Origin of the sequence: Rhizobium mongolense subsp. loessense, assembly GCF_900099775.1 — a bacterium.
GTDB lineage: Bacteria > Pseudomonadota > Alphaproteobacteria > Rhizobiales > Rhizobiaceae > Rhizobium > Rhizobium loessense.
Genome location: NZ_FMTM01000002.1, coordinates 661619 through 685599, shown reverse-complemented (window position 1 = coordinate 685599; position 23981 = coordinate 661619). Strand labels below are relative to the sequence as shown.

22 protein-coding genes and 1 pseudogene are annotated in these 23981 nt (G+C 60.6%); 9 read left to right on the top strand and 14 right to left on the bottom strand.

Going from position 1 to position 23981, the window contains the following annotated elements:
- Position 1 precedes the first annotated feature (1 nt).
- Both BLP23_RS10880 and BLP23_RS10875 read right to left on the bottom strand, forming a co-directional pair.
- Positions 2-1234, bottom strand: a complete 1233-nt coding sequence (locus BLP23_RS10880) for an ABC transporter substrate-binding protein (protein ID WP_092584865.1) — start codon at positions 1232-1234, stop codon at positions 2-4.
- A 58-nt stretch (positions 1235-1292) separates the two neighbouring features.
- Positions 1293-2246 (bottom strand): sugar phosphate isomerase/epimerase family protein, encoded by a 954-nt coding sequence (locus BLP23_RS10875; RefSeq protein ID WP_092584864.1) that lies wholly within the window; start codon positions 2244-2246, stop codon positions 1293-1295.
- Positions 2247-2468: 222 nt separating this feature from the next.
- Here BLP23_RS10875 and BLP23_RS10870 point away from each other — a divergent pair, with 222 nt between their 5' ends.
- A complete protein-coding gene (locus tag BLP23_RS10870) occupies positions 2469-3548 on the top strand; it encodes a LacI family DNA-binding transcriptional regulator (protein ID WP_092584863.1) in 1080 nt (359 codons plus the stop codon).
- 50 nt (positions 3549-3598) lie between these two features.
- Here BLP23_RS10870 and BLP23_RS34055 read toward each other — a convergent pair whose 3' ends face one another.
- Positions 3599-3826, bottom strand: a complete 228-nt coding sequence (locus tag BLP23_RS34055) for a hypothetical protein (RefSeq protein ID WP_208603139.1) — start codon at positions 3824-3826, stop codon at positions 3599-3601.
- Between the two features lie 648 nt (positions 3827-4474).
- Here BLP23_RS34055 and BLP23_RS33090 point away from each other — a divergent pair.
- A pseudogene (locus tag BLP23_RS33090) lies at positions 4475-4630 on the top strand (IS481 family transposase); the annotation flags it as partial.
- An 88-nt stretch (positions 4631-4718) separates the two neighbouring features.
- Here the strand turns inward: BLP23_RS33090 and BLP23_RS10860 are convergent.
- Together BLP23_RS10860 and BLP23_RS10855 are read right to left on the bottom strand one after the other, a co-directional pair.
- Positions 4719-5288: a nucleoside 2-deoxyribosyltransferase gene (locus tag BLP23_RS10860; RefSeq protein ID WP_092584862.1), complete on the bottom strand. Its 570-nt coding sequence runs from the start codon at positions 5286-5288 to the stop codon at positions 4719-4721.
- A 572-nt stretch (positions 5289-5860) separates the two neighbouring features.
- A complete protein-coding gene (locus tag BLP23_RS10855) occupies positions 5861-6526 on the bottom strand; it encodes a GntR family transcriptional regulator (RefSeq protein WP_092584974.1) in 666 nt (221 codons plus the stop codon).
- Between the two features lie 126 nt (positions 6527-6652).
- Here BLP23_RS10855 and BLP23_RS10850 point away from each other — a divergent pair, with 126 nt between their 5' ends.
- The 7 genes from BLP23_RS10850 (at position 6653) to BLP23_RS10820 (ending at position 14093) form a co-directional block, all read left to right on the top strand.
- Positions 6653-7300, top strand: a complete 648-nt coding sequence (locus BLP23_RS10850) for a GntR family transcriptional regulator (protein WP_092584861.1) — start codon at positions 6653-6655, stop codon at positions 7298-7300.
- A 105-nt stretch (positions 7301-7405) separates the two neighbouring features.
- Entirely contained in the window at positions 7406-8242 is an 837-nt protein-coding gene (locus BLP23_RS10845) for an ABC transporter substrate-binding protein (protein WP_092584860.1), read from the top strand.
- 72 nt (positions 8243-8314) lie between these two features.
- Positions 8315-9007: an amino acid ABC transporter permease gene (locus tag BLP23_RS10840; protein WP_092584859.1), complete on the top strand. Its 693-nt coding sequence runs from the start codon at positions 8315-8317 to the stop codon at positions 9005-9007.
- A gap of 16 nt (positions 9008-9023) precedes the next feature.
- Positions 9024-9911 (top strand): dihydrodipicolinate synthase family protein, encoded by an 888-nt coding sequence (locus tag BLP23_RS10835; RefSeq protein ID WP_092584858.1) that lies wholly within the window; start codon positions 9024-9026, stop codon positions 9909-9911.
- 10 nt (positions 9912-9921) lie between these two features.
- Positions 9922-12843: an FAD-dependent oxidoreductase gene (locus BLP23_RS10830; RefSeq protein ID WP_092584857.1), complete on the top strand. Its 2922-nt coding sequence runs from the start codon at positions 9922-9924 to the stop codon at positions 12841-12843.
- Positions 12840-13568 (top strand): amino acid ABC transporter ATP-binding protein, encoded by a 729-nt coding sequence (locus BLP23_RS10825; protein WP_092584856.1) that lies wholly within the window; start codon positions 12840-12842, stop codon positions 13566-13568. The genes BLP23_RS10830 and BLP23_RS10825 overlap by 4 nt, the downstream gene beginning before the upstream one ends.
- A 108-nt stretch (positions 13569-13676) precedes the next feature.
- Complete coding sequence (locus BLP23_RS10820) at positions 13677-14093, top strand: DUF3830 family protein (RefSeq protein WP_092584855.1); 417 nt, start codon at positions 13677-13679, stop codon at positions 14091-14093.
- A gap of 516 nt (positions 14094-14609) precedes the next feature.
- Here BLP23_RS10820 and atzF read toward each other — a convergent pair.
- From atzF to BLP23_RS10775, 9 genes are read right to left on the bottom strand one after another with little or no spacing between them, the layout of a single operon-like run.
- Positions 14610-16442, bottom strand: a complete 1833-nt coding sequence (atzF, locus tag BLP23_RS10815; protein WP_092584854.1) for an allophanate hydrolase — start codon at positions 16440-16442, stop codon at positions 14610-14612.
- Positions 16439-16792 carry a cupin domain-containing protein gene (locus BLP23_RS10810; RefSeq protein ID WP_092584853.1) on the bottom strand — a complete coding sequence of 118 codons (354 nt, stop codon included), beginning with the start codon at positions 16790-16792 and terminating at the stop codon, positions 16439-16441. The genes atzF and BLP23_RS10810 overlap by 4 nt, the downstream gene beginning before the upstream one ends.
- Positions 16785-17453, bottom strand: coding sequence for a cysteine hydrolase family protein (locus BLP23_RS10805; RefSeq protein WP_092584852.1), 669 nt, complete (start codon positions 17451-17453; stop codon positions 16785-16787). The genes BLP23_RS10810 and BLP23_RS10805 overlap by 8 nt, the downstream gene beginning before the upstream one ends.
- A complete protein-coding gene (locus BLP23_RS10800) occupies positions 17453-19003 on the bottom strand; it encodes an ABC transporter ATP-binding protein (RefSeq protein WP_092584851.1) in 1551 nt (516 codons plus the stop codon). Before BLP23_RS10800 ends, BLP23_RS10805 begins: the two co-directional genes overlap by 1 nt.
- Positions 19000-19701: a biuret amidohydrolase gene (gene biuH / locus BLP23_RS10795; protein ID WP_092584850.1), complete on the bottom strand. Its 702-nt coding sequence runs from the start codon at positions 19699-19701 to the stop codon at positions 19000-19002. The genes BLP23_RS10800 and biuH overlap by 4 nt, the downstream gene beginning before the upstream one ends.
- A gap of 11 nt (positions 19702-19712) precedes the next feature.
- Positions 19713-20729, bottom strand: coding sequence for a formamidase (locus BLP23_RS10790; protein ID WP_092584849.1), 1017 nt, complete (start codon positions 20727-20729; stop codon positions 19713-19715).
- A 12-nt stretch (positions 20730-20741) separates the two neighbouring features.
- A complete protein-coding gene (locus BLP23_RS10785; protein ID WP_092584848.1) occupies positions 20742-21668 on the bottom strand; it encodes an ABC transporter permease in 927 nt (308 codons plus the stop codon).
- A complete protein-coding gene (locus tag BLP23_RS10780) occupies positions 21668-22798 on the bottom strand; it encodes an ABC transporter permease (protein WP_092584847.1) in 1131 nt (376 codons plus the stop codon). The genes BLP23_RS10785 and BLP23_RS10780 overlap by 1 nt, the downstream gene beginning before the upstream one ends.
- A gap of 21 nt (positions 22799-22819) precedes the next feature.
- Complete coding sequence (locus BLP23_RS10775; RefSeq protein WP_092584846.1) at positions 22820-23947, bottom strand: BMP family ABC transporter substrate-binding protein; 1128 nt, start codon at positions 23945-23947, stop codon at positions 22820-22822.
- Between the last annotated feature and the right edge of the window lie 34 nt (positions 23948-23981).

The following is a 23981-nucleotide window of genomic DNA, read 5'->3' as shown; positions in this document are numbered from 1 at the left end:
CCTATTCGAAGATCGCGAAGAACTTCTCGGCGCCAGAGGTGCTATCCTCGGAAGGATTGGTCCAGAACTCATCAACGAAGTCGTTGAGCGCGCCGGCCTGCTGCGGCGAGAGGATCAGCGCCTGGTCCGGCACGATCTTGCCGGCGCTCATCAGCTCCAGTCCCTTCTTCGCGCAGATGTCGAGCTTCGACTGGTCGACATCCGTGCGCATCGGCACGGAACCCTTCTTGAGCGCGAACTCAACCTGTACGGCAGGGTCCATGGCCACCTCGGCAAGCAAGGTCTGGCCCTTCTGGGATGCAGCGTCGGCAATCTTCGGGAAGGAGAAGGCGTCGGCGACATAGACCATGCCCGGCGATTGCGGCGCGAGCATGCAGCCGTAGTCTTTACCAAGCTCCTTGCCTGCGGCGATGAACTCGCCCTTGGCCCAGTCGCCCATGAACTGGACGCCGGCCTTGGCGGTGATGACCATGGCGGTCGCGTCGTTCCAGTTGCGGCCCGGTGCGCCCTGATCGACATAGGCACGCAGCTTTGCGAGAATGTCGAGTGTCTTCTTCACGCCTTCGGTGGAGGCCTCGCCCTTGTCCTTGTCGACATAGATCTTGAGGAAGCCGTCAATGCCCACCTGGGTGAGCAGGATCATATTGAAGACTTTGGTCTCCTGCCAGGATTGGCCGCCCCAGGCGACTGGCTGAACGCCGGCAGCCTTGAGCTTGTCGAGGGCCGCGAAGAATTCGTCCCAGCTCTTGGGCTCCTCGCTCACGCCCGCCTTGGCGAAGGCCTCCTTGGAATAAAACACCCAGCTTTCGCCGTGGGCGCCGGTGGGTGCGAGATAGACCTGACCGTTGTAGGAGACGAGATCGGCGATCGATTTTGGCAGAGCGTCTGTCCATTTGCCGGCCTTTGCTACATCGTCGATCGGGTTTAGGAGACCCTGATTGACGAAATCGGCATTGGCGAGGCCGATCACCGCCTGTTTGGCGGCCGGCGGATCGCCGGCGACCAGGCGGTTCTGGAAGGCGGCGTCGGCAGCGCCGAAGCCGGCGATGGAAGAGTCCTTCCAGACGCCGCCGCGCTTTTCGAATTCCTTTTTGATGATGTTCAAAGCTGCCGCTTCGCCGCCGGAGGTCCAAGAGGTCATCACTTCTGCATTCGGCTTGTCTTCGGCATGGGCCGAGGAGACGGCTGCTGAGAGCGCGGCTCCCACCAGTAACAGTTTCATTGTGTTTTTCATCGTTCCACCTCTTTAAGAAAGCCCTCTTGGCGGGGCTATTGGTTTCGGGTCATGGAAATCAGCGATAGATCGGCAAAAGTGCCTGCTGGACGAGCTTGAGCCCATTTGCGATATCGCCGACCGGATCGGCGGCGGCGTCGAGCTCGAGAATGGCCCAGCCGTCATAGCCGCGATCACGCAGGAGCCTGATCCAGCCTGGCCAGTCGACGCGACCGAGCCCCAAGCCGCAGAAATAGGGACGGTGGCGATCATGAATATGCTGGTCGATCGGTGTGTCGGCCGGCATGGGACCGAGGGCATCCTTCCAATGGGCTATAATGACGCGCTCATGATGACGCTCGACAACCTGCAGCGGATCGGAACCGGCAACAATGATATGCGCCGTGTCCGGGCACATATGCACATAGGCCGGGTCTGTCAGCAGCATCAACAGATCGACGTCGCGCGCGGCGGCAAAGATCGAATGGGCCTCGGTGTGGAGCGCCAGCCGAACGCCCCTTGCGTAGAGAATGGCGCCGAGGCGATTGAGGAAATCGGCGATCTTGCGCGCCTGCTCGAAATCATAAAACCGCACCGGCTGGGCGCCCAGCGTCTGGCGCAACGGCGCGCCGATAACCATGATGTCACTGCCGCAGGCCTTGAGGAATTCGGCGTATTTTTCGGCCTTCTCGATGATGGCGGCCTGTGCGTTGGCCTCCGTGAAATCACCGGCCGCTTCGAGTTCGGCGAAAAAGCCGCTCGCCAGCGTCAGCCCACGCCTGGAAAGCTCAGCGGCGAAAGCTTCGACGGAACCATAAGTCTTCGTCGCATCCTGCCAGTTGAAAGGTGAGAAGGTCAGTTCCACACCCGTGACGCCCGAGGCCTGCACGGCGTCAAGAATTTTATCCCAGAAGGCGCGCGGCTCGTTGCGGGCCAATGCGACGATGCCGTCATAGTCCTTCACGCCCCAGAAATCGGTATGGAAAAAAGTGACGAGATCGACGCCAAAGCGAAGCCGTTCGGTTGAAGTCATGACGCTATCGGTTCTCCGGGCGTAGTGGATCGATTGCGGGGTTGAGGTCGCCGCCACAAATAATCACAATGATTTCAATGCACTGCTATTGGCAATCGTTTGCCATGCCTAGATATTAGACAAGTCGGTTTTTTATGCAAGCGTTTTTTGGCAATCGTTTGCTAAATGGCCGCGAGTACCGTAGCATCCGACGCGGCAGGCATTCGGGGGAGGAAGAAAAAAATGAAAAAAAACAAAGATGTATCGGGGGATGGCCCATCGGGACCGTTGATGGCGGATGTCGCTCGCTTGGCAGGGGTAGCCATCTCGACCGTCAGCCGCGCGCTCGCAAATCCCGGTCGCGTGAACGAGAAGACACGCACCAAGATCGATGCCGCCGCAAAGCAGCTGGGCTACACGCCAAATGCGATGGCCCGCAGCCTCAGGGTCGGCAAGTCCAACATCATCATGATCATCCTGCCGGGATCGCTCTACTATGGAGTTTCCCAGATCATTCCGCAGATTCTGCAAAGTATCAACAGAGCCCTGATCCAGAACGGCTATAATCTGATGATTGCCAATCTGGACCGTGACGAAGCATCGGAAAGGCACATTCTCGATCTGGCTTTTGGGGGTACAGTTCGCGGTGCCATCATCCTGTCCTCGAACCTGCCAGAGGTGGACGGGCGATCTCTCGCCAATGCCGGCCTGCCGATCGTCTCCATGCTGCTGGACATGAGTGATGCAGGTCTGCCGAGCGTGGTGACCAACGACCGGGAGGCAGTGCGGGACGTGACCGCCGATCTTATCCGTCTTGGGCATCGCCGTTTCTTCTACCTTGCCGGCCCAGAGGACAACTATCACGACATCGAGCGGTATGGTGGCGTCATTGAGGCGCTGCAGCAAGCAGGACGGCCAGAATCTGCCGTTGTCCGCTCGGGCGGTAATTTGGACTATCAGCAAGGTTTTGAAATCGGCGTGCAAGCGGCTGATGACTTTGCTGCGCTTGCGGATAAACCTACCGCGGTCATCGCGACCAGCGACGACATGGCAATTTCTTTCATGAGCCGGATGCAAAGTATGGGTTTGACGATCCCGGACGACCTCTCGATCGTCGCCTTCGACGGTTCGCCCGTTTGCGCATTCTGCTCGCCGCCGCTTTCTACGATCGAGCAGCCAGTTGAGGAGATGGGGCAGACGGCAGTCGCGCTCCTGCTGGCGGCAATTGATCGGTCCGGGCAACAGCCAAAAATACGAAATGTCATCCGCAGCCGACTTATTCAGCGTGAGAGCATGGCTGCGCCAGCGCTGCGGCGGTGGTGAGGCAGAGGCGAGCACGATAGCTTTCTTGCCGGTCAGTCCGAAATCAATCGTCAGAAATCCTTCAGTTTTTCTTCAGTGCGGGCCATCAATCGGTTGAGCTCGGCAATGTCAGTAGCCGACAGCGTCGGTCCTGGCGCGCGGGTAAAGGCAGAAGCGACGGCGCGCTTCATCAGGATCATTTTGCGCAGCGCGAGCCCGAAGCCCGGCTGCTGCCACGCCTGAGAATAGGTGGTAACAGTCGAAAAGATCCTCGGCCTTGTCCGGTTCGCCGGCTGCATGCAGTCGCACTGTGTTCACCAAGGCTTCCGGATAAGCAAAGCCAGTCATGGCACCGTCGGCACCACGTGCAAGCTCTTGCGGCAGATAGAGCCCACCATTGCCACAGAGGATCGAAGGCGCGGTGCTCCCTTTTCCTCTGCCGCTCTCAGCGTGGAGATCTTGGTGAGACCGGGGCAATCTTCGTGTTTCAACATCGCGATCTGCGGCAGGTCGCGCGTGAGTTTCAGAATCGTTCGCGCGGAAACGGGAACACCCGTTGCTGCGGAAAGTCCTGGAAGACGACGGGCACGTCCGAGCCAAGCGCTCACAGCTCTAGCATGGCAGGCTTTCGGACGCGAACGGGCTAATCCGGCAAAGGCCGATCCGTCCGCCGAGATCAAGACATTCACTGCCATGGTCGGACATCGAGACGGAAAAGGCACTCCGCTGCCCGAGCCCGTATAGGAGAGCAGGTCACCCGGGTCCTGCCAAAGTCGCGGCTTGCGGCGGCGCTGCCGACTGCCCTGCTCCTTCGATATAATCACCGCTTCCGCCTCGCTCCGGAGCTCTTGCCATCGCTCCGCCAAGCTGGGCTGCGCGTCGTCGCCGAAGGTCTGAATGGTACCATCGTCGATGCGAGAGGATGACGGCGATGCTGAACGCGCCAGATTTTACACGGGAGCGCCACGACCACGGAGGCAATCCGTCGAGCAATACAAAGTAGTGAAGAGAGCCGGAGAGCGCTTTCGAAGCGCTACGGGATCAACCAGAAGACTGTTGCGAATTGGAAGAAACGCACATCGGTTACCGACCGGGTCGAAGGAGCCGAAATCAACTCATCTGTAAATCATGGACAATAGACCCCGAAAGGTTCACCCCAAACCCATCCATCAAATGCCCCGACTGAACACTTTAGCGCAGCTTCTCAACGGCGACGGCAAGACACGTCTTGAACGCGTCAAGGTGTGTATAAAGCGCATCCCGCGGCGCGTCTCCGATGATGAGAACGCCGCCGCGCCGCTCAATTCCGGCGTGCAGCATGAGATTGTCGGCCAGGCCGAAATCCTCGACCGCAATCCCGTTCGGGTCTCGCAGTCGACCTTCAGCATCATACGCGACGGCCCCGCCATAAAGATCGCTCACTCGTCCGCTGTGATCGCGGGCCACGTTCGTGTAAGCGAATACAGGCTTACCGCTTGCGCACATAAAACCGAGTTCGAAGGCCGTCCCGGTATCGGCGGCAATGCCACGAAAGGGCGTCAGATTGGCGATGATCGCGTCCGCCTGAATCATCATCTTCTCGTCCACTGCGTTTATCGCCGCGGCCCGCTCGCGCCTCGAGTTCGTGTGCGGGATTTCCAGATCGCCGGGCGAGAGCGGGAGAAGTCCCGCTTCACGGACGAGTGCTGCCTTCCGGTCAAGGATTTCGCGGGCGTTGGGAAGAAAGACCTCCGGACCGGCCAGATAAACTTTTCTTGTCATAAAATTGCACCTGAAAGGGAGGGGCTCGGCAACAAAAAATTCCTTCCTCGCTCTACAGCGAAGAAGGATCACAATCCAGTGGGCGAAAGCAGCCCACGCCGCGGCGTGTACGAGTGCGCGTTTGGATCGCGCAACGGCGTCGCGCTCGGACCTTATGGTCAATGCAGCCTGGGCACCACAGCCGTGACGTTAAGCTTGCGGTGCTCCCCTGATGCCAACCCTCTGGCTGATCGCGGCGACCTGCGAGTTCCACCCACGGCGTATATAGCGTTGCCCCGCGGGGGCAGTTGGCCGTTGAGTAGGCCAGATTGCCATGGGCGATCGCAGGCGTAAGCGCGCAGCTTCAGCGATATCCCGCGGCTGATAGAGCCCCAACTCGAGGAGGCGAGATTCGATGTCCATATTATGCTTCAAAATCGAGTGGGTCATTTCGAAGGTAAAAGGGGCGTCCGATGTGAATCCGGCGCATAAGGACGACAACCAGATCCTCTGCGATCAACCTGCCGAAACGCTCTGCTCTTGCGCGGAGAGCATCCCCACAGTGATGCGTAACGATTCCAAGTTGCACTCGATCATCGGCCCGCGACACCTAGGTGCTGCCGAGCGAAAGCGATCAGGCTTTGTATATGGAGGGCGACGGCTGCACGGGTCTCCTCCGGATCGCCGCGCTCCAATGCCTCGATGATGACGAGGTGCTCGGTGGAATCCGGCTTCAACCGATCTTTTAGCCGATCGATCTCAAATAGGCGCGTTGTGGCGCGCAGCTCTCGCAGCACCTTTGCCATGACCGCATTGCCGCAGTGATCGATGATCATGTTGTGAAGATTGTCGTCCGAGATCCAATGCGAGTCCGTGTGGTAGGCGGTTGCGTCAAGCAGATCATGTATCTCGCGCCTGACGGCGATCAATTGCCGGCGCGGAATGTTGGAGATCGCCAGCACGGCGGCTTCCGGCTCGATCAGCAACCGCAGTCTCAGGCTCTGTAGATATTCGCCGATATCCACTTGGCGCACGGTATAATTGCGGCCGTCGCCCTTGCGCACCAGGCCTTCGCCCTCCAGCCGCTGCAGGGCCTCTCGCAGGGGGGTGCGGGAAATACCGAGGGCCTCGGCGAGCCTGGCCTCCACAATGACCTGTCCGCCTTTCAGCCGGCGATGGCGAATCATGTCGGAAACGGCCTTGTAGGTCAGCGAGGCGAGATTGTGCTGCCCGCCCGCCAGGGGCTGCGTGTCCGGCATGATCGAAATATCTACCACCTGTCCCTCGTCTTTCCTGTTGCCGGCGCAATCCGCGGCGATGCACTTTGCGCGCAAGCAGGTGTTACATATGATACCCGATCTCCCAAAGGACGGAAAAGAGGGAACATGGACGATCGGATGAATGATGCGGAAAACGAAAGTCTTGCGGAAGAGACCTATCGGTTGCTGCTGGCTGACATTCTTTCGGCCCGGCTTGCCGGCGGATCGGTGGTGCAGCAGAGGCGGCTTGCGAGCCAGCGTGCGGTGTCCCGCTCACCGATGCGGCATGCGCTCAGCCGCCTCGAAGGGGAGGGCCTGCTCGTTCGCAACGAGAAGGGGGCGCTGTGCGTCCGGATCATCACGTTAAAAGACTATCTCGACAGCCTGTCGATGAGGATGCTGTTGGAGCCAAGCGCGGCAGCGGCGGCTGTTGCCAACATCTCGGCTGAAGAATTGAAAGCGCTTTCGGTTGTCCTCGATGGGATCGAGGCTGAGCCGGATCCCGATCCAGAACTTGTATGGCGATTCGACGATGCTCTGCATATGTCGATCGCGAGCGGGAGCGGCAATTCCTTCATGGCGGCCACGATCGGCGAAATGCGTCGTTATACCACGATCTTCGAGAGGCAGATGCCCGTCGTTCGGGCAAAGCCGGGTGTCGCCGAGCATCGTGCGATCCTGGCGGCGCTGTCGGAGCGTGATCCTGAGGCGGCGCGTCAGGCGATGGTCCGTCATCTCGACGCGGTTCGACAGGGCGTTCTGGCAAATTACTGACCGCCATTCCAAGGCGCTTGCACCGTCGGTAAAAATTTGTATAAAAGTGGGATCCCATATGAATGCAAATCTGGGATGCCGACAAAAATAACTCCAGAGGTCAGTATGCTTCGATTCTCATTGTCCCGCGGCCTGCTCGCCGCATCGCTTTTTTCTCTGTCGACATCATTCGCTTCGGCGCAACCCTGCACGCCGAAGGTCGCTGTCGGTGATCTGATCACACCCGGCAAACTTGTCATGTCGACCAACCCGACGCTGCCACCCCTGCAGTTCATCGATTCAAGCGGCGAGCTGAAGGGCATGCGCATCGAACTCGGCAAGGAGATCGCCAAGCGTCTTTGCCTCGAGCCGGAATATGTCCGCATCGAGTTTTCCGCGATGGTGCCTGGCTTGCAGTCTGCCCGCTGGGACATGATCAATACCGGCATCTTCTTCACCGAGGAGCGCGCCAAGATCATGCAGATGATCCCCTATGAGGATCAGGCAATCAGCGTCTCGCTCGCGCCCAGTTCCGATAAGACGATCGCTGGCAAGGACGATCTCGCCGGCATGACGATCGGTGTCGAGATCGGCGGCTTCGAGGAAACGAAAACCCGCCTGCTCGACAAGGAATTACGCGATGCCGGCAAGGAAGGCCTGACGATCCGGACCTTCGACAATTTCGCACTTGCCTATCAGGCCCTTCGCGCCGGACAGGTCGAAGGTGTCGTCTCGATCGATGCCGTCGCCAAGGAGTATGATGCACGCGGCGACTTCAAGCGGGCGTTGAGCGGTCTTTTTCCCGCGCCGGTCTCTGTCGCGTTCAAGAGCCCGGCGCTTGCCGATGCCGTATCGGCGACGCTGAAGGAGATGAAGGCGGACGGATCGTTGAAGGCGCTGTTCGATAAATATGGATTGCCGATGGTAGCCAGTGATTACTCCGTGAAGGGTCCTGGCCGCTGATCGGATCGATCGATCCATCCGAATCGCGAGGCGCGGATTTTCAGCGCTCGCCTTGAGCAGAAAGTTACGTCCATGTCGCTTTGGAGCTGGTCGGGTTTCTTCGGATACCTGTTCAATCCCTTCATCCTCGGTGGGGTCTTCACGACTATCTGGCTGACCGCCGTATCGCTGATTGCCGGTTTGATCCTGGGCTTTGCCCTGGCCTTGATGCGGCGGTCGTCGCTCCGCCCGGTTCAGATCGTCGCCAAGGCCTATATCTGGCTGTTCCGCGGCACGCCGCTTTTGGTCCAACTCATTGCCATCTACACGGCGCTGCCGCAATTCGGCATCCGCTTCTCCGTGATCGAGGCGGCCCTGCTGGGGCTTGCTCTCAACGAGGCAGCCTATCTTGCGGAGATCATTCGCGCCGGCATCGAAGCCGTTCCGGAAGGTCAGGCCCGGGCAGCCAGGGCGCTCGGCATGACGGAACGGCAGATCATGGGCTACATAGTGATGCCGCAGGCTTTCAAAGTAATCATTCCGCCGCTTGGAAACTCCGTCAACGGCTTGTTGAAGACGACCTCCGTGACCTCGGTTATTTCGATGGAGGAACTGCTGCGGCGCACCCAAGTTCTCATCCAGGAGCGCTTCATGGTGTTGGAACTCTTTGCGGTTGCGGCCATCTATTACCTCCTTTTGACCACGCTCTGGGATCTCTTCCAGAGCCATATAGAGAAGCGTTTCGGCCAGGCCGACTCCCGCCTGTCAGTGACAGACAGGGGCTAGAACCAGGATAATCGACATGACTAGGAGATTTCGCGGTGTCTATACCGTGATGATCACGCCGCTGGATTCATATGGCGCCGTGGATCTGAAGGCCCTGGCGGCATTCACCGACTGGCAGGTGCGCGAAGGCATCCATGGCCTCATCCCGTTAGGATCGACGGGAGAATTCCTGTCGCTCAGCGAGGATGAGCGCGATGGTGTCGCACGGACGGTGGTCGAAACCGTTGCCGGCCGCGTCCCCGTCCTAATCGGCAGTGGCGCCGAGGATACGCGCGAATGTGTCCGTCTCAGCCGCAAGGCTGAAGCCATGGGTGCCGACGGTGTCATGATCATTCCGCCTTTTTATTCCACGCCGACGGATGACGAGCTCGTGCAACACTACCGCGCCGTCGCTTCCGCAATTTCCATTCCGATCATGGTCTACAACAATCCGGCAACAGCCAATGTGGATCTGAAGCCGGAACTGGTGAAGCGCATCGCCGAGATCGAAGGTTGCGATTACATCAAGGAGTCGACACTCGAGGTCACGCGGGTGCGTGACATTGTTCGTTTGGCGGGAGACAATATGACGGTCTTCGGCGGCATTCTCGGCTTTGAATCCTTCGTGATGGGAGCACAAGGCTGGGTCGCCGTCGCATCGAATGTCGCGCCGGGGCCGATGGCCCGTATTTTCAAACTCGTCACGGATGAGAAGAAGATCGATGAGGCCCGTGCGCTCTATCTGAAGTGGCTGCCGATCATCCAGGCGGTCGGCGGACAGGCCTATGTCGCCGGGTCGAAGTCGCTGCTGACGCATATGGGCTTTGGCGCCGGTGTTCCGCGGCCGCCGCGACTGCCGCTGCCGCCTGCGCAGGATGCCGCCATGAAGAAGCTGGTGCTGGACTTCGGTCTGACATTCGGTTGAGGATTGATCGATGCCCGCCTCTCTTGCCATCCAGCATTCCGGATTGGAAACGCGCGTCGGATTCTTCGTCGACGGTGCTGCTCTAAAGGCCGATCGTGGAATGACGATCGCCGCGGCGATGGAGGCGAGCGGATGCCATGATTTCTCGCGAGGCCTGAAGGGCGAAGCACGCGGTCTTTTCTGCGGCATGGGTGCCTGTCACGATTGTCTCGTCACCGTTGATGGAAAGATCAGTCAGCGCGCCTGCATGAGCACCGTTGAGGAAGGCATGCAAGTGCATAGGCCATCCCCGAGGCCGGCTCTGGTGTCGGGCGACCTTGCCGATCTTTGCCCGGTTCCCGCCTCCATTCCCAGCATCGACATGGACGTCCTGGTAATCGGGGCCGGGCCGGGCGGCCTGGCGACCGCCGAGGCAGCCGCCAATGCCGGTGCGAGTGTGACCCTGATCGACGAGCGCGGCGCTGCCGGAGGCCAGTATTTCAAGCAGCCTTCGACATCGAAGGCTGCAATGCGTCTAGCCAGCGACGAACAGGCGCGGTCTGGCGCCGATCTGATCCGTCGTGCACAAAATGCCGGCGTCTCGTCGATCGGCGGAACGCTGGTCTGGGGCGCCGAGAATACCGGCAACGGGACAACAATCGCCTGCCACGGCCCGCAGGGAGCCTTCTACTGCAAGCCCCGGATGGTCGTGATCGCGACCGGCGCTTACGAGTGCCCGCCGGCCATTCCCGGTTGGACGAAACCGGGCGTGATGACCACGGGAGCGGCACAGACGCTGCTCAGAAGCTACGGTACGGTACCTGGAGGACGGATTGTTATCGCCGGCAATGGTCCTCTCAACATTCAGGTTGCCAATGAAATCCGCAAGGCCGGCGGTACGGTGACTGCGCTGGTGGAGGCGGCACAGGCGCCCTGGGGGCAGCCGCAGGCGGCATTGCACCTTCTGGCCCTCGACAAAGGACTTGCCTTGCATGGGGCAAAGCAGGTCGCTGCCTTGCGTGCTGCCGGCATTCCGATCCTTTGGGAAAGCAGGGTGGCGTCCATAGAAGGAACGGCTGGCGTCGAGACAGTCGTTGTCACCGGGAGAGAGGGCAAAACCAGGATCCAGGCCGACGCCATTCTCATTGGCGGCAATTTCGTCTCTGCGAACGAATTGTCGCGATTGCTCGGCTGTGGCCATGAGGTCATTGGCGAAAGTCTCGCCGTTATCCAGAAGGACGATGGGGAAACGACAATCCCTCATATTCATGTCATCGGAGAGGCTGCGCAATTCGGTGGAGCGCATATCGCCATGCTGCAGGGCAGGCTTGCCGGTCTTGCCGTAGCGCGCAAGCTCGGTTTCGAGACCGCAGCCGTGCCGGATAGCGGGCGCCGGCTTGCTCGCCATCGAGCCTTTCAGTCCGCACTCTGGACGGTATTCCGTCCGGCGCGTCCGGATGGCGGCGATGCGCCGCCGGATCACACGATCATCTGTCGTTGCGAAGGCCTTACCTATGGGACATTGAAGGCGCTCGGTGAACATGGCTCCAAAGACATCGCGACATTGAAGCGCCTGTCCCGCTCCGGAATGGGGCGTTGCCAGAGCCGCTATTGCGGCCATGCAACAGCAAGCATCGCCGGCGAAGCCCGCACATCGGGAGAGACGCGCGGCTTTCTGGCGCCCCAAATGCCGCTGCGTCCCGTGCCGCTCGCAGCACTTGCGGTCGAGAAGCCGGAATGGGGCGGTCATAAGCGGGCGCTATTGCCGCAGAAGCCACCTTTGGAAAACCGCGAACCGTTGCCGTTGCCGCAGACGTCGACGCTCGTCATCGGCGCAGGGATCGCCGGGCTTTCGACGGCGCTCTTTCTTGCCCGTGAAGGCGAGGAGGTCACCGTATTGGAGCGCGCCTTTCCAAATTCGCTTGCTTCCGGCGGCAATGCAGGCAGCCTGCACGCGCAGCTTCTTTCCTTCGATCACGGCGCCCGCGCCGAAGGTGGCGGTGGCCCGGCTGCGCAAACATTGCCGTTGCAGCGTGATTCCATCGCTCTCTGGGGCGCGTTGCAGGATGAACTGGGTCGCGATTTCGAAATGAAGGTGACGGGCGGCCTGATGGTTGCCGAGACCGAAGCTCACATGCGCTCCCTTGCCGAAAAAGTCAGCGTCGAACAACGTGCCGGCATCGATTGCCGACTGATCGGTCAGGAGGAATTGCAGGCGATGGAGCCGGCCCTGTCGCCTCTGTTCGTGGGTGCAGCCTATTGTTCGCAGGAAGGCAAGATCAACCCGCTGGTCGCCACCCAGCACATTCTTGAGGCGGCGCGCGCCAAAGGCGTGCGTGTCTTCGATACATGTGAGGTCGTCGGTATCGCATCCGGTCCGGCCGGCTTTGAGGTCACCACATCGCGCGGCACTATCAAGGCAAAGCGGGTCGTCAATGCCGCTGGCGCCTTTTCGTCGCGCATTGGTTCCATGCTCGGGCTGGATATACCCGTTTTCGGTGCTCCTCTGCAGATGGTGGTGACCGAAGCCGCCGCTCCGCTGATTTCCCGCCTTGTTGCCCATGCCGATCGCCACCTGACGCTCAAACAAGCAGCTAACGGCAATTTCATCATCGGCGGCGGCTGGACCGCGGGTCTCGATCCGGTGCATCAGCATCCAAGGCCGCTGCTGTCGAGCCTCGAGGGCAATCTCTGGATTGCCCAGCATGTGGTTCCGGCATTGCGCAAGCTTCACGTCATCCGTAGCTGGGCAGCCATGAACATCAACATCGACGGCGCCCCCATCCTCGGTGAACATCCATCGCAGCCTGGCTATTTTAGTGCCGTGACATCCAACGGTTATACGCTCGGGCCGATCGTCGGTCAGATCACGGCACAACTCGTTCTTGGCCGGGAAACTGGCAGGGCGCTGCAACCATTTTCCATCACTCGTTTCGGGAAAGGCCGCTCATGATCGAGATCAGTGGCGTCAGCAAATATTACGGCAAGTTCGAAGTCCTGAGGAACTGCACGGCCAAGGTCGAGCGCGGCGAGGTTGTCGTGGTGTGCGGGCCGTCGGGCTCGGGCAAATCGACTCTGATCAATTGCGTGAACGGGCTGGAGCCCTTTCAAAAGGGCTCGATCCGCGTCCACGGGATCGAAGTGGGCGATCCGAGGACGGATCTCCCAAACCTGCGCACCCGCGTCGGTATGGTCTTCCAGAATTTCGAGCTGTTCGCGCATCTGACCATTCTCGACAATATCATGCTGGCGCAGAGGATCGTGCTTGGGCGCAGCGAAGCGATGGCCAAGGCAAAGGCGATGCAGCTTCTCGATCGCGTCGACCTTGCCGACCATGCCAGGAAATTTCCGAGCCAGCTCTCCGGCGGCCAGCAACAGCGTGTCGCCATCGCCCGGGCGCTCGCCATGGATCCGCTCGCCATGCTGTTCGATGAACCGACCTCCGCACTTGATCCGGAGATGATTGCCGAGGTGCTCGATGTCATGACCAGCCTTGCGAAGGACGGCATGACGATGATCGTCGTCACCCATGAGATGGGCTTCGCGCGCCGCGTGGCGTCCCGTGTGATCTTCATCGATCAAGGCGAGATCGTCGAGGACCGTCCAAGCGAGGAATTCTTCACGGGGAAGCACAGCTCCAGAACCGAAGCGTTCCTCGGCAAGATCCTGCAACACTGAAATGCAATTCGCGACCACCTCCGACATCTCTAGGCAGGTGCCAACACCCTAAGAGCCGCTCTGCAAAGCAGATTGGCGAACGAGAATTTCAACGCAAGGAACACATCGATGAAACTGAAGATTACCGCCGGCCCTTTTGAATTCAGTGCCGTTCTTGAAACGGCGAAGGCTCCCAAGACATGTGAGGCCTTTCTGCGGCAGATGCCTTTCGAAGGTAAGATCGTCCATGTTCGCTGGTCGGGCGAGGGCGTCTGGATTCCACTGGGAGACCGTGATTTCGGCGTCGGATATGAAAACCACACGAGCCATCCCGCACCAGGGCATATTCTCCTTTATCCGGGCGGCATCAGCGAGACAGAAATCCTCCTTGCCTATGGCGGAGTTGATTTCTCATCGAAAATGGGCCAGCTCGCTGGCAATCATTTCATCACCATCGCGTCTAATCGCGACAAGCTTCCCGAACTCGGCCAACTGACATTGTGGGAAGGGGCGCAGCAGATTCGATTTGAAATGGCTGACGCCTGAAGCGCCAAAAAATTCTTGAGCGCAGCCGAACTTCCAGGCAGGGAAATTGATCGTCGGGAGGTGCGCTAACCTGGCATACGGCTTGCCTGTCTCACTGACAAGCAGTCTTCCCGATTCCAGGAGAACATTCCGAAGTGTCGCCCGATTTAGATTTCGAACTTGCAAAAAGGGCCGCGAAAGAGACCGATCTCGCTTTCTCTCAGCCGCCAAAACTCGATCGGCTGTTCCAGGAGCTGCAATCGGCGATACATTCGCGGTTGGCCTCTTTGAAACGCGGCCGTGAGCCCTGAATTCGGCGTTGCGACGAATCGGTTGCTTTCCCGGAAAGTCGAAGGCCGTGATTGACGTTGACGTTCCCCTAAACCGGCTTGATCTGCTTCCCGGAATGCTTTCTTCAAGGTTATCTCACCGCCGAACCGTAAGCTCGACGGATCCTTCGACCTCTGCTGAGAGAGAGAGAGAGAGAGAGAGAGAGAAAAAAAACGCGGAGCAGCATGTCCTTGCTTGGTCGGCTGCTTAACCGGCGTTGCTGACCCGCTGAGGTGGCGAAATCTCCCTGAGATAAGCTCGCCAGCCGCCATAGTTCGTTATGTCCGAGGCTCCCTTAAGCGCCAGCGGTTCGGCGAGAAAACCCTTTGCCGAAGTACCATCCGAAAGTGCGACCGTACCGATGGTCAAGGGAGCAGGGATAGCCGCCACGAACAGCCCGAAAGCTGCATGTGAGAGTTTCCAGATTTCCACTTCGATTTCGCTGCCTTCTCCCTCGCCGACGCCGATCATGCCCGGTTTGGGCGGCACGGTTGCGGGGAGCGCGAATAGCCTGTAGGCGCCGGAGGTGTATGCGACACGAGAGAATTTTGCGCCGAGATCGATCAACTGATGGTTCAGCGGCATGCCGGAAAGATGTGCGCCGACGACGGCGATATCGATCAGGTCCTCATCCGCGGGGGCCGAAATGGAAGGAGTGAGCCGGGGCTGTGACCAGCCCGTCGCACCGAGCGTCAGGCCGCTTGCCTGATGGAGATCGCGGGCAAGCGTTGCCGTCATCCCGTCCCGGCCAGATGCGGCAAGCAGTGTCACGCTCGCCGGTTGGCCATCAAAGCGTGTGCCTGTGGGCACGGCGATGCCGCACATGTCGAGCAAGTTGACGAAGTTCGTATAGGTGCCGAGGCGCGCGTTCTCCCGGATGGGTTCCGCCTCCAGGTCGCCCACCGTATAATGGGTTGGGGCGGTCGGCACGCAGAACAGATCGACGGAAGCGATGAGCGGCGCGACCTCTTTCCTCAAGGCTTGCAGCGCATAAAAGCCGTTAAAGGCGTCGGCGGCCGACAGCGACTTGGCGGCAGTGTAAATCTGGCGCGTCACCGGATGGAGGCTCTGCTTTTTGTCGTCGAAAAAGGGCTTGATCGCTGCGTAGCGTTCGGCCACCCAAGCGCCTTCGTAGAGCAGATTGGCGACCTTATAGAAATTGCCGAACGGCACTTCGACCAGATTGTGGCCGAGCTCTCCGAGCATGGATAGCGCATCGAAATAGGCAGCCTCCATCGTCGTGTCGCCGAAGAACTCGAGATCGGCTCTAGACGGCACTCCTATCGTGAGCACCGGCTGGGCCGGGCCTAATCGGGGTGCGGAAACGAATTTCGAATAGGGATCCGTCTCGTCATATTTTGCGGCGACGGAAAACACTTTCCAGGCATCATCGACCGTGAGCGCGAAGACCGAAACGCAGTCCAGCGTGCGACAGGCGGGAACAACGCCACTCGTCGAAAACGCGCCAACACTTGGTTTTAGGCCGACGATATTGTTGAGCCCGGCAGGGATACGGCCCGAGCCGGCCGTATCCGTGCCGAGCGCAAAGCTGACGATGCCTTGGGCGGTCGCCACCGCCGAACCGGACGATGAACCGCCAGGCACCAGCTTGGGATCGATAGCGTTGCGCGGGATCGGGTAGGGCGAGCGGACGCCGACGAGGCCGGTTGCGAACTGGTCGAGGTTGGTCTTGCCGATCACCAGAGCGCCGGCCTCTTTCAGCAGGCGGACGACGGTCGCGTCGTTTTCCGGCAGGTAGGCATAGTCCGGGCAGGCGGCGGTGGTCGGCATGCCGGCAACGTCGATATTATCCTTCACTGCGAAAGGAATGCCGAAAAGCGGTTTTGCCGGATCGAACGCTCCGAGTTTCGCCGCCTCGGCCAAAACGGTGTCCTTTTCGACCAGGTGAATGAAGATCCCGGGATCGCTAACTTCGATGATGCGGGCAAAGACCGCTTCGACAACGTCGACGACACTGCCGCCATCCCCATAGAACGCGTGCAGCGAGGTGATATCGAAGGCCGGTGTCGTCGCGTTCATACCCTTTCCTCTTCCAGTATTCTTACGGGCCGATCCCATTGGATCAGGACGACGCAGCCGCTCTCGCTCCAGACGGAGTGTTCGGTGTCCGGCGCGTTGACGATATAGCTGCCACGGCCGTAGTCGCCGGTCTCGTCGGATTGTACCCCATCGAGCACCAGGATGGTTTCAAGCCCCTCATGCCGGTGGCGCGGTACAGAGGCGCCTGGCTCGTATTTCAGGAGAGCCACGCCCGGCTGGTCGCCTTCAAAAGGTCTAATCCAGTGAATGGTGACTTCATCGCGGAAGCGGACGAATTCCAGATCCTTCCACCCACCCGATGTGAGCAGTTCGCGGGTCGTTTCAGGCATGGGCGATGCTTTCCAGAATGTCGTCGACATGGGCAGTCCAGCCGACGATCGCGCCCTGGGCGCGGATCATCGCCATTGCCGCGGCCTTGAATTCGGGAAAATAGCTCTCCGTCGCCTCCTCGGCGAGCAGACATTCATAGCCACGGTCGTTTGCCTCGCGCATGGTCGTCTGGACGCAGACTTCCGTCGTGACGCCAGCAAACACGAGCTGCTTGATGCCGCCTTGCTTCAGCACGTCGCCGAGCCCCGTGGCATAGAAGGCGCCCTTGCCGGGCTTTTCGATCACCACTTCCCCGTCGACGGGTGCCACTTCCGGAAGAATTGCCGTGCCGGGTTCGCCCGAGATCAGGATGCGGCCCATAGGGCCTTCGTCACCGATCTTAAGCGAAGGACTGCCCCGGTCGCGTTTGGCGGGCGGCAGGTCGGAGAGGTCCGGCCGGTGGCATTCCATCGTATGGATGACCGGCAGGCCGGCAGCGCGAAAACCTTCGATCAGACGTTTCACGTCCGGCACGATCTTGGTGATGCGGCTGACATCATTGCCGAGGCACGCGCCGAAACCGCCAGGCTCGGCGAAATCGCGCTGCATGTCGATGACGATCAGCGCCAGCGCGCCGGATTTCACGGCAAAGGGAAAGGGTTCTGCCTTGATTGCAACCATCAGTAATGCCCTGCCATATGCGCCCCGACGACGCCGATATCGGCCGTACGCGCCAGCGTCTCGTAGACGAGCTTGCCCTCTGAGATCACCATGATGCGGTCGGACATCTCAAGGAGCTCGTCGAGATCCTCCGAAAGAAGAAGGACCGCGGCTCCGGCATTGCGAGCCTTCATGATGCGCGCACGGATTTCGGCGACGGCTGAGAAATCAAGGCCGAAACAGGGATTGGAGACGATCAGCAAATCGACATCGCCGGTCAGTTCGCGGGCCAGCACGGCACGCTGCACGTTGCCGCCCGAAAGCGCTGCGATCGGCGAGGCGGAAGAGGCGGTCTTGACCTTGAAGTCGGAGATCAGCGCCGACGCACGCTCCTTCATGCTGCCCCTGTTCAGCCAGATCGCGTCCTTGCCGTCCGGCTTCAAGTCGAAGGTGCGGAAGGCTAGGTTCTCGCTGACGGTCATTTTCGGCGCGCAGGCGTTCTGCAACGGCTCTTCGGGGATGAAACGTACCTTGTTCTTGCGGGTCTCCTCGCGGGTGGCACCGTAAGCCTCGCCGTTGACCATGATGCGGCCGGCATCGGTCGGGCGCTGGCCAGCGAGAATTTCCGTCAGCTCCTTCTGGCCATTGCCGGAAATGCCAGCAATGCCGACAATCTCGCCGGAGCGGACCGTAAGCTCGTCGATCTCGATCGTCTTCAGGCCGGAGCGATCCGGGGCTTTCACCTGGCTCACTCTCAGCACCGGCCTTGCCGCTTCTGCCACCGGCAGACGGCTGTCGAGCTCGGCGAGCTTGACGTCGCCGATCATCATCGCCGCCATCTCGGCGGTGGAGAGCTCGCCGACCTTGCCGGTGCCGACCAGCTTGCCGCGACGCAAGATCGAGCAGGCATCGGCGAATTTCGTCACCTCGTGGAACTTGTGGGAAATCATCAGCACGGTGAGCTCGCCGCGCTCGGTCATGCCGCGCACGATGCCGAGCATCTCGTCGGCTTCGGCAGGAGTCAGCACGGAGGTCGGTTCGTCGAGGACGAGGAAGGAGCGGCCGAGATAGAGCTGCTTGACGATTTCGAGTTTCTGTTTTTCGCCGGCGGCAAGCTCGCTTACCGGCCTGTCGAGCGCAATCTTGAACGGCATGCGCTCCATGAAGGCCGCCAGATCCTTGCGTTCCCTGCCCCAGTTGATCACCGCAGGTACTTCGGTGCGGCTGATAACCAGGTTTTCAGCGCCGGTCAGAGACGGAACCAGTGTGAAATGCTGGTAGACCATGCCGAGCCCGAAGGTTGCGGCATCCTTGGGTGAGGCGATTGCCACCTCGTGGCCGTCGACCGACAGCGAGCCGGATGTCGCGTGATAGAACCCCATGATGCATTTGACGAGCGTCGACTTGCCGGCCCCGTTTTCGCCGAGAAGCGCGTGAAAAGAGCCGGCCGGAACGGCGATCGAAACGTTGTCGAGCGCGGTGAACGAGCCGAAACGCATGGTCATGCCGAGAGTATCGATGCCGACCGCCTTGCCGGCCTTGGGAAGGGGTGTGTCGCGAACGATGCTCATGGCAGCTGGCTCACAAACGTTTCGGAACTGGAGACGGAGCCGAAGACGCCGCCCTGCATCTTCACCATCTTGATCGCGGCGAGGTGGTTTCCGTAGTCGGTCGCACCGCAGCAGTCCTCCAGAAGCAAACATTCGTAGCCGCGATCGTTCGCCTCGCGCATCGTCGTCGAGACGCAGACATCGGTGGTGATTCCCGTGAGGATAATGTTCTCGATGCGCTTCTGATTGAGGATGAGTTCGAGGTCGGTGGCGCAAAACGAGCCCTTGCCGGGCTTGTCGATAATCGTCTCGCCTTCGATCGGGTAGAGTTCCGGGATGATGTCCCAGCCGGGTTCGCCACGCGTCAGGATACGGCCGCAGGGGCCGGGATCGCCGATGCCGGCACCGATCCGCTGCGAGCGCCAGCGTTTGTTGGCCGGCAGATCGGCGAGGTCGGGGCGATGGCCCTCGCGGGTGTGGATGATGTGGTAACCCTTGGCCCGCATGGCGGCAAGCACGCGTTTGATGGGTTCGATCGGCGCCTGCACCAGCGACAGATCGTAGCCCATATGGTCGACATAGCCGCCCTTGCCGCAGAAATCCGTCTGCATGTCGATGATGATGATGGCGGTATTGTCAGGCCTCAAAGCGCCGTTATAAGGCCACGGATACGGATCGGCGTCGATGAAATGCCCTTTGGTGTCGACCATCGCGTCCATCATTCTCTCTCCTATTGCGCGGCAGGTTTGAGGGGTTCGCCGTAGCGGCGCATAGGCTTGTCAAATCCGCAGGACGTGCCGTCCTTGACCTTTATCTCGTCTTCCCATGGCAGGCGGTATTTGCCCGCGACGAGGTCGTGCATGTAGGTGTAGGGCGCATCCTGCGCGCCGCCGGCGACAGCGACATAACCGCGATGGCCGAACTGATAGATATTGTTCTCCACGCCCCAGCCGAGCCGGGCCTCGCGCACCAGGTCAGGACGCACCTCGGCGGTGATGATCTCGTTGGGCCGGCCGGAGGTTCCGTGGGCGATGATCGTGCCGTCGAAATTGCAGATCATGCCTTCGCCCATGGAATCGAACGTGCCGTCCGAGCCGCACATGCAGACATTCGCGGTGACCATGAGGTTGCAGAAGGCGTTGGCCTGGTTGGTAAAACGCCAGGCTTCGCGGATCGGCGCCGTGTAGCCGGCCGTGCGGATCATGATTTCGGCGCCCTTGTAGGCGCATTCGCGCGCCATCTCCGGGAACATACCGTCATGGCAGATGATGAGCGCGAGCTTGGCACCGTTCGGCCCATCGATGACGGGAATGCCGAAATTACCGGGCTCCCAAGGCTCAACCGGTACCCAGGGATGCATCTTGCGGTAATAGAGCTTGAGCTCGCCCTGGTCGTCGATGACGATACCGGAATTGTAGGGCATGCCACCGGGATTGAGCTCCATGATCGAGAAGCACCCCCAGATTGCGTTGTCCCTGCAGGCCTTCTTGAAAGCCGCGACCTCCGGCCCGTCGAGCGTGCACATAATCTCCGGATTGATGTCCATGGAGAGGCCGTGCAGAGCGTATTCGGGAAAGACAACCAGATCCATGCCAGGCTGGTTGCGCCGCGCCTTGGCGACCAGATCGACGATCACTTGCGTCTGGCGCGCAAGATCGGCCTTGGTGACCGTCACCGGCAACTGAAGCTGCACGAGGCCGATGCCGACGCCGTGTTCGGATTTGTTGAGGCCGCCAAGTCCGTTCATCGGAAAGCTCCGTTATTTCGTGAGCGACAACGCGCCCGGCGCACCGGCGAGCGATCGGGTGGGCGAGGACGTGGCAATCAGGATGATGAGGGTGAGCACGTAGGGCGCGGCGTAGAAGAGATAGTAGCCCTGTGTAACGCCGACCGATTGCAGCGCCGGGCCGAGCGCGCCGGCACCGCCGAAAAGAAGCGCGGCCAGGAAGCAGCCGATCGGGTTCCAGCGCGCGAATATGACAAGTGCGACCGCCATCAGGCCCTGGCCTGACGAGATGCCTTCATTCCACGAGCCGGGATAGTAGAGCGAGAGGTAGGCACCGCCGATCGCCGCCAGCGCACCGCCTGTGGCCGTCGCCAGCAAGCGAACCTGGTCCGGGTGGATGCCCATGGCCCGGGCCGCGTCCGTGCTGTCGCCGACGACGCGCAGGATCAGGCCGATGCGAGTGTTCTTGAACCCCCAGAAGAGGAAGAGTGCCAGCGCTGCGCCGAGGAAGAACAGCACATTGATGTTGAGTGCAGCCTGGATCTGCGGAGAGGTTGCCCAGCCGCCGAGCGGAATCGAGGGCAGTTTCGGCGCCACCGGCTGTATGAAGGACTTGCCGAGGAAGAAGGCGAGCCCAAGCCCGAACTGCATCATGGCGATGCCGATGGCGATGTCGTTGACCTTGGGGAACTTGCAGATCCAGCCATGGATCAGTCCGAAGATCGCGCCTGCCATCATGGCGGCGAGCACACCGAGGGCCGGCGAACCGGTGATCACCGCCACAGCATAGGCTGTCATGGCGCCGAAGACGAGGGTCCCTTCGAGCCCCAGGTTGATGCGTCCGGAGCGTTCGGTAATCGTCTCGCCGAGGCTCACGAAGATGAATGGGGTCGAGACACGGATGGCGCCGGCGAAAATCGCCAGTGGAACGCCCCAGATGCCGATCGCTGTTTCCTCCATCACAGGCTCCTCTTCCAAAGGTCGGGATTGAAGACCTTGAACCGTCCGTAGAATGTCTCGCAGACGAGAATGACGATGAAGAGCGTCCCCTGCAGCACCAGCACCGTCGCATCCGGCAGACCCATGCGCCGCTGGATGAGGCCACCCGAAGCATCAATGCCGCCGAGCAGGATGGCGACGGGGATGATCGCCAGCGGGTTGTGACGGGCGAGGAAGGCGACGAGGATGCCGGTATAGCCGTAGCCGGCCGCCAGCGAGGCGTTGGCACTCCCCTGTACCGCCGCCACTTCGATCATGCCCGCCAGACCGGCGAAACCGCCGGCAAGCGCGGTAAATCCGACGATCAGCTTGCCGACGGCCAAACCCTGGATCTGCGCGGCGCGCACGTTGCCGCCGGCGATGCGGGCCGCAAATCCGTAGCTGGTCGCTTCGATCAGCACCCAGGAAATGATGCAGGCGAGAATGCCGACGACCAGACCCCAGTGCACATCCATGCCGGGAATATTGCCCAGCATGTATTCCGCCGGCAGCGGCTTGGTCGACGGCTTGTTGAGGCTTGCGGGATCGCGCAGCGGTCCTTCGACAAATTGGTTCATCAGAGCGATGGCGATATAGGAGAGCAGCAGCGACGAGATGGTTTCGTTGACGCCACGGGAGTGGCGCAGGAAACCGGCAAGGCCGATCCAGATACCGCCGACCACCATGGCAGCGATCGCCATTAAAATGAGGCTGAGGAAAACAGGCGCGGTGCCGGCGAGCGGCAGGGCCATGGCCGCGGCAGCAACGCCGCCCAGCACGACCGCTCCTTCCCCGCCGATGATGACGAGGCCGAGGCGGGCGGGCAGGGCGACGCAGAGCGCCGTCAGGAGAAGGGGTGCGGCGCGGCTGAGGCTGTTTTGCACCGAAAACCAGCTGCCGAAGCCGCCGGTATACATCAGTTGGAAGAGGGTGGCCGGCGACTTGCCGACCACCAGGATGAAGAGGGAGAAGAGCGAAAGACCGATCAGGATGGCCGCAAGGCCGATGACGATCGGCTCGGCTCGCCGCGAAATCCATTCGAGGACGGGGCGCAGAGAAGCCGGTTTTTCGGAGGCGATGGATATTGCGGGATCATTGGCCTCGATGGTCATGGCGCTTCTTCCCTTCGCGCTTTACGCTGTGGACCCGACGACGCCCTCGACCAGGTAATTCATGCTTTCGAGCTCGATCGCGTCTTCGGCGTAGCTCTTGTCGGCAGCCACGACGGTATCGCCCTTGTTGTCCTTCAACGGTCCCTTGAAGACCGAGAAGCCGCCCTTCATCATGTCAGCCTGCGTGGCTTCGAAGGCCTTGCGGCCCGCCTCGGATACGCCGGGGCCGAGCGCGCTCATCTTCACGAAGCCGTCCTTCAGGCCGCCGCGCACGAAGTTGCCGAGCTTTTCGCCGGCCTGCGCCTTCTTGACGAAGTCGCTGTAGACGTTGCCCCAGGCCCATTCAGCGCCGGTAAGATATTTTTCGGGGGCGAGCGGGCTCTGATTGGCGTGATAACCGCAGATGAAGGCGCCTCGGCCGGCGCCGGTTTCTACGACGACCTTCGGGCTGTCGACGTGGCAGGTGATGACGTCGGCGCCCTGGTCGGCCAGCGCGTTGGTGGCTTCGGCTTCCTTGACGGCGAGCGACCATTCGCCGGTGAAGATCACCTGGCAGGTGATGGTCGGATCGACTGTGCGCGCACCTAGCAGGAACGCGTTGATATTCTGCAGAACCTGCGGGATCGGCTTTGCGGCGATGAAGCCTATCTTCTTGCTTTTTGTCGCATGGCCGGCGGCGATGCCGTTTAGATACTGGCCTTGGAAGATATAGCCGAAATAGGAGCCGGTATTGGCGGGGTTCTTGCCTTCCTGCCAAAGCCCGCCGCAGTGGCGGAACTGGATGTCGGGATATTTAGCGGCCATGGCCTGCATGTGGGGATCGAAGTAGCCGAAGGAGGTCGGGAAGAGCAGGGTCGCGCCGTCCAGATTTATCATGGATTCCATCGTCTTCTGGACGTCGACGGTCTCCGGAACGTTCTCTTCTTCGACCAGCGTCACGCCCGGCATAGCCTTGATGACTGCGGCGCCTTCCGCATGGGCTTGGTTGTAGCCGTAGTCGTCCTTGGGGCCGACGTAGATGAAGCCGACGGTAAGTGCGGTTTGGGCTGCGGCAGGGGAGTTAATCAGGCCCGGCATGGTACCGGCGAGCACACCGGCAGCGGAAGCCTGGAGGAAATTGCGGCGGTTCATGGAAAGGAGTTTGGTCATCGGAATGCTCCTTGCGGCGCAGGGCCGGTTACGA

What these genes read in the sequence shown, in the direction of transcription:
- BLP23_RS34055 (WP_208603139.1), bottom strand. Translation starts at nt 3,826, where the DNA reads ATGCAGCCGGCGAACCGGACAAGGCCGAGGATCTTTTCGACTGTTACC.
- BLP23_RS10780 (WP_092584847.1), bottom strand. Translation starts at nt 22,798, where the DNA reads ATGACCATCGAGGCCAATGATCCCGCAATATCCATCGCCTCCGAAAAA.
- BLP23_RS10830 (WP_092584857.1), top strand. Translation starts at nt 9,922, where the DNA reads ATGCCCGCCTCTCTTGCCATCCAGCATTCCGGATTGGAAACGCGCGTC.
- BLP23_RS10850 (WP_092584861.1), top strand. Translation starts at nt 6,653, where the DNA reads ATGGACGATCGGATGAATGATGCGGAAAACGAAAGTCTTGCGGAAGAG.
- BLP23_RS10855 (WP_092584974.1), bottom strand. Translation starts at nt 6,526, where the DNA reads ATGCCGGACACGCAGCCCCTGGCGGGCGGGCAGCACAATCTCGCCTCG.
- BLP23_RS10785 (WP_092584848.1), bottom strand. Translation starts at nt 21,668, where the DNA reads ATGGAGGAAACAGCGATCGGCATCTGGGGCGTTCCACTGGCGATTTTC.
- BLP23_RS10835 (WP_092584858.1), top strand. Translation starts at nt 9,024, where the DNA reads ATGACTAGGAGATTTCGCGGTGTCTATACCGTGATGATCACGCCGCTG.
- BLP23_RS10800 (WP_092584851.1), bottom strand. Translation starts at nt 19,003, where the DNA reads ATGAGCATCGTTCGCGACACACCCCTTCCCAAGGCCGGCAAGGCGGTC.
- BLP23_RS10880 (WP_092584865.1), bottom strand. Translation starts at nt 1,234, where the DNA reads ATGAAAAACACAATGAAACTGTTACTGGTGGGAGCCGCGCTCTCAGCA.
- BLP23_RS10790 (WP_092584849.1), bottom strand. Translation starts at nt 20,729, where the DNA reads ATGAACGGACTTGGCGGCCTCAACAAATCCGAACACGGCGTCGGCATC.
- BLP23_RS10775 (WP_092584846.1), bottom strand. Translation starts at nt 23,947, where the DNA reads ATGACCAAACTCCTTTCCATGAACCGCCGCAATTTCCTCCAGGCTTCC.
- BLP23_RS10840 (WP_092584859.1), top strand. Translation starts at nt 8,315, where the DNA reads ATGTCGCTTTGGAGCTGGTCGGGTTTCTTCGGATACCTGTTCAATCCC.
- BLP23_RS10875 (WP_092584864.1), bottom strand. Translation starts at nt 2,246, where the DNA reads ATGACTTCAACCGAACGGCTTCGCTTTGGCGTCGATCTCGTCACTTTT.
- BLP23_RS10860 (WP_092584862.1), bottom strand. Translation starts at nt 5,288, where the DNA reads ATGACAAGAAAAGTTTATCTGGCCGGTCCGGAGGTCTTTCTTCCCAAC.
- BLP23_RS10810 (WP_092584853.1), bottom strand. Translation starts at nt 16,792, where the DNA reads ATGCCTGAAACGACCCGCGAACTGCTCACATCGGGTGGGTGGAAGGAT.
- BLP23_RS10820 (WP_092584855.1), top strand. Translation starts at nt 13,677, where the DNA reads ATGAAACTGAAGATTACCGCCGGCCCTTTTGAATTCAGTGCCGTTCTT.
- BLP23_RS10870 (WP_092584863.1), top strand. Translation starts at nt 2,469, where the DNA reads ATGAAAAAAAACAAAGATGTATCGGGGGATGGCCCATCGGGACCGTTG.
- BLP23_RS10825 (WP_092584856.1), top strand. Translation starts at nt 12,840, where the DNA reads ATGATCGAGATCAGTGGCGTCAGCAAATATTACGGCAAGTTCGAAGTC.
- biuH (WP_092584850.1), bottom strand. Translation starts at nt 19,701, where the DNA reads ATGGACGCGATGGTCGACACCAAAGGGCATTTCATCGACGCCGATCCG.
- atzF (WP_092584854.1), bottom strand. Translation starts at nt 16,442, where the DNA reads ATGAACGCGACGACACCGGCCTTCGATATCACCTCGCTGCACGCGTTC.
- BLP23_RS10845 (WP_092584860.1), top strand. Translation starts at nt 7,406, where the DNA reads ATGCTTCGATTCTCATTGTCCCGCGGCCTGCTCGCCGCATCGCTTTTT.
- BLP23_RS10805 (WP_092584852.1), bottom strand. Translation starts at nt 17,453, where the DNA reads ATGGTTGCAATCAAGGCAGAACCCTTTCCCTTTGCCGTGAAATCCGGC.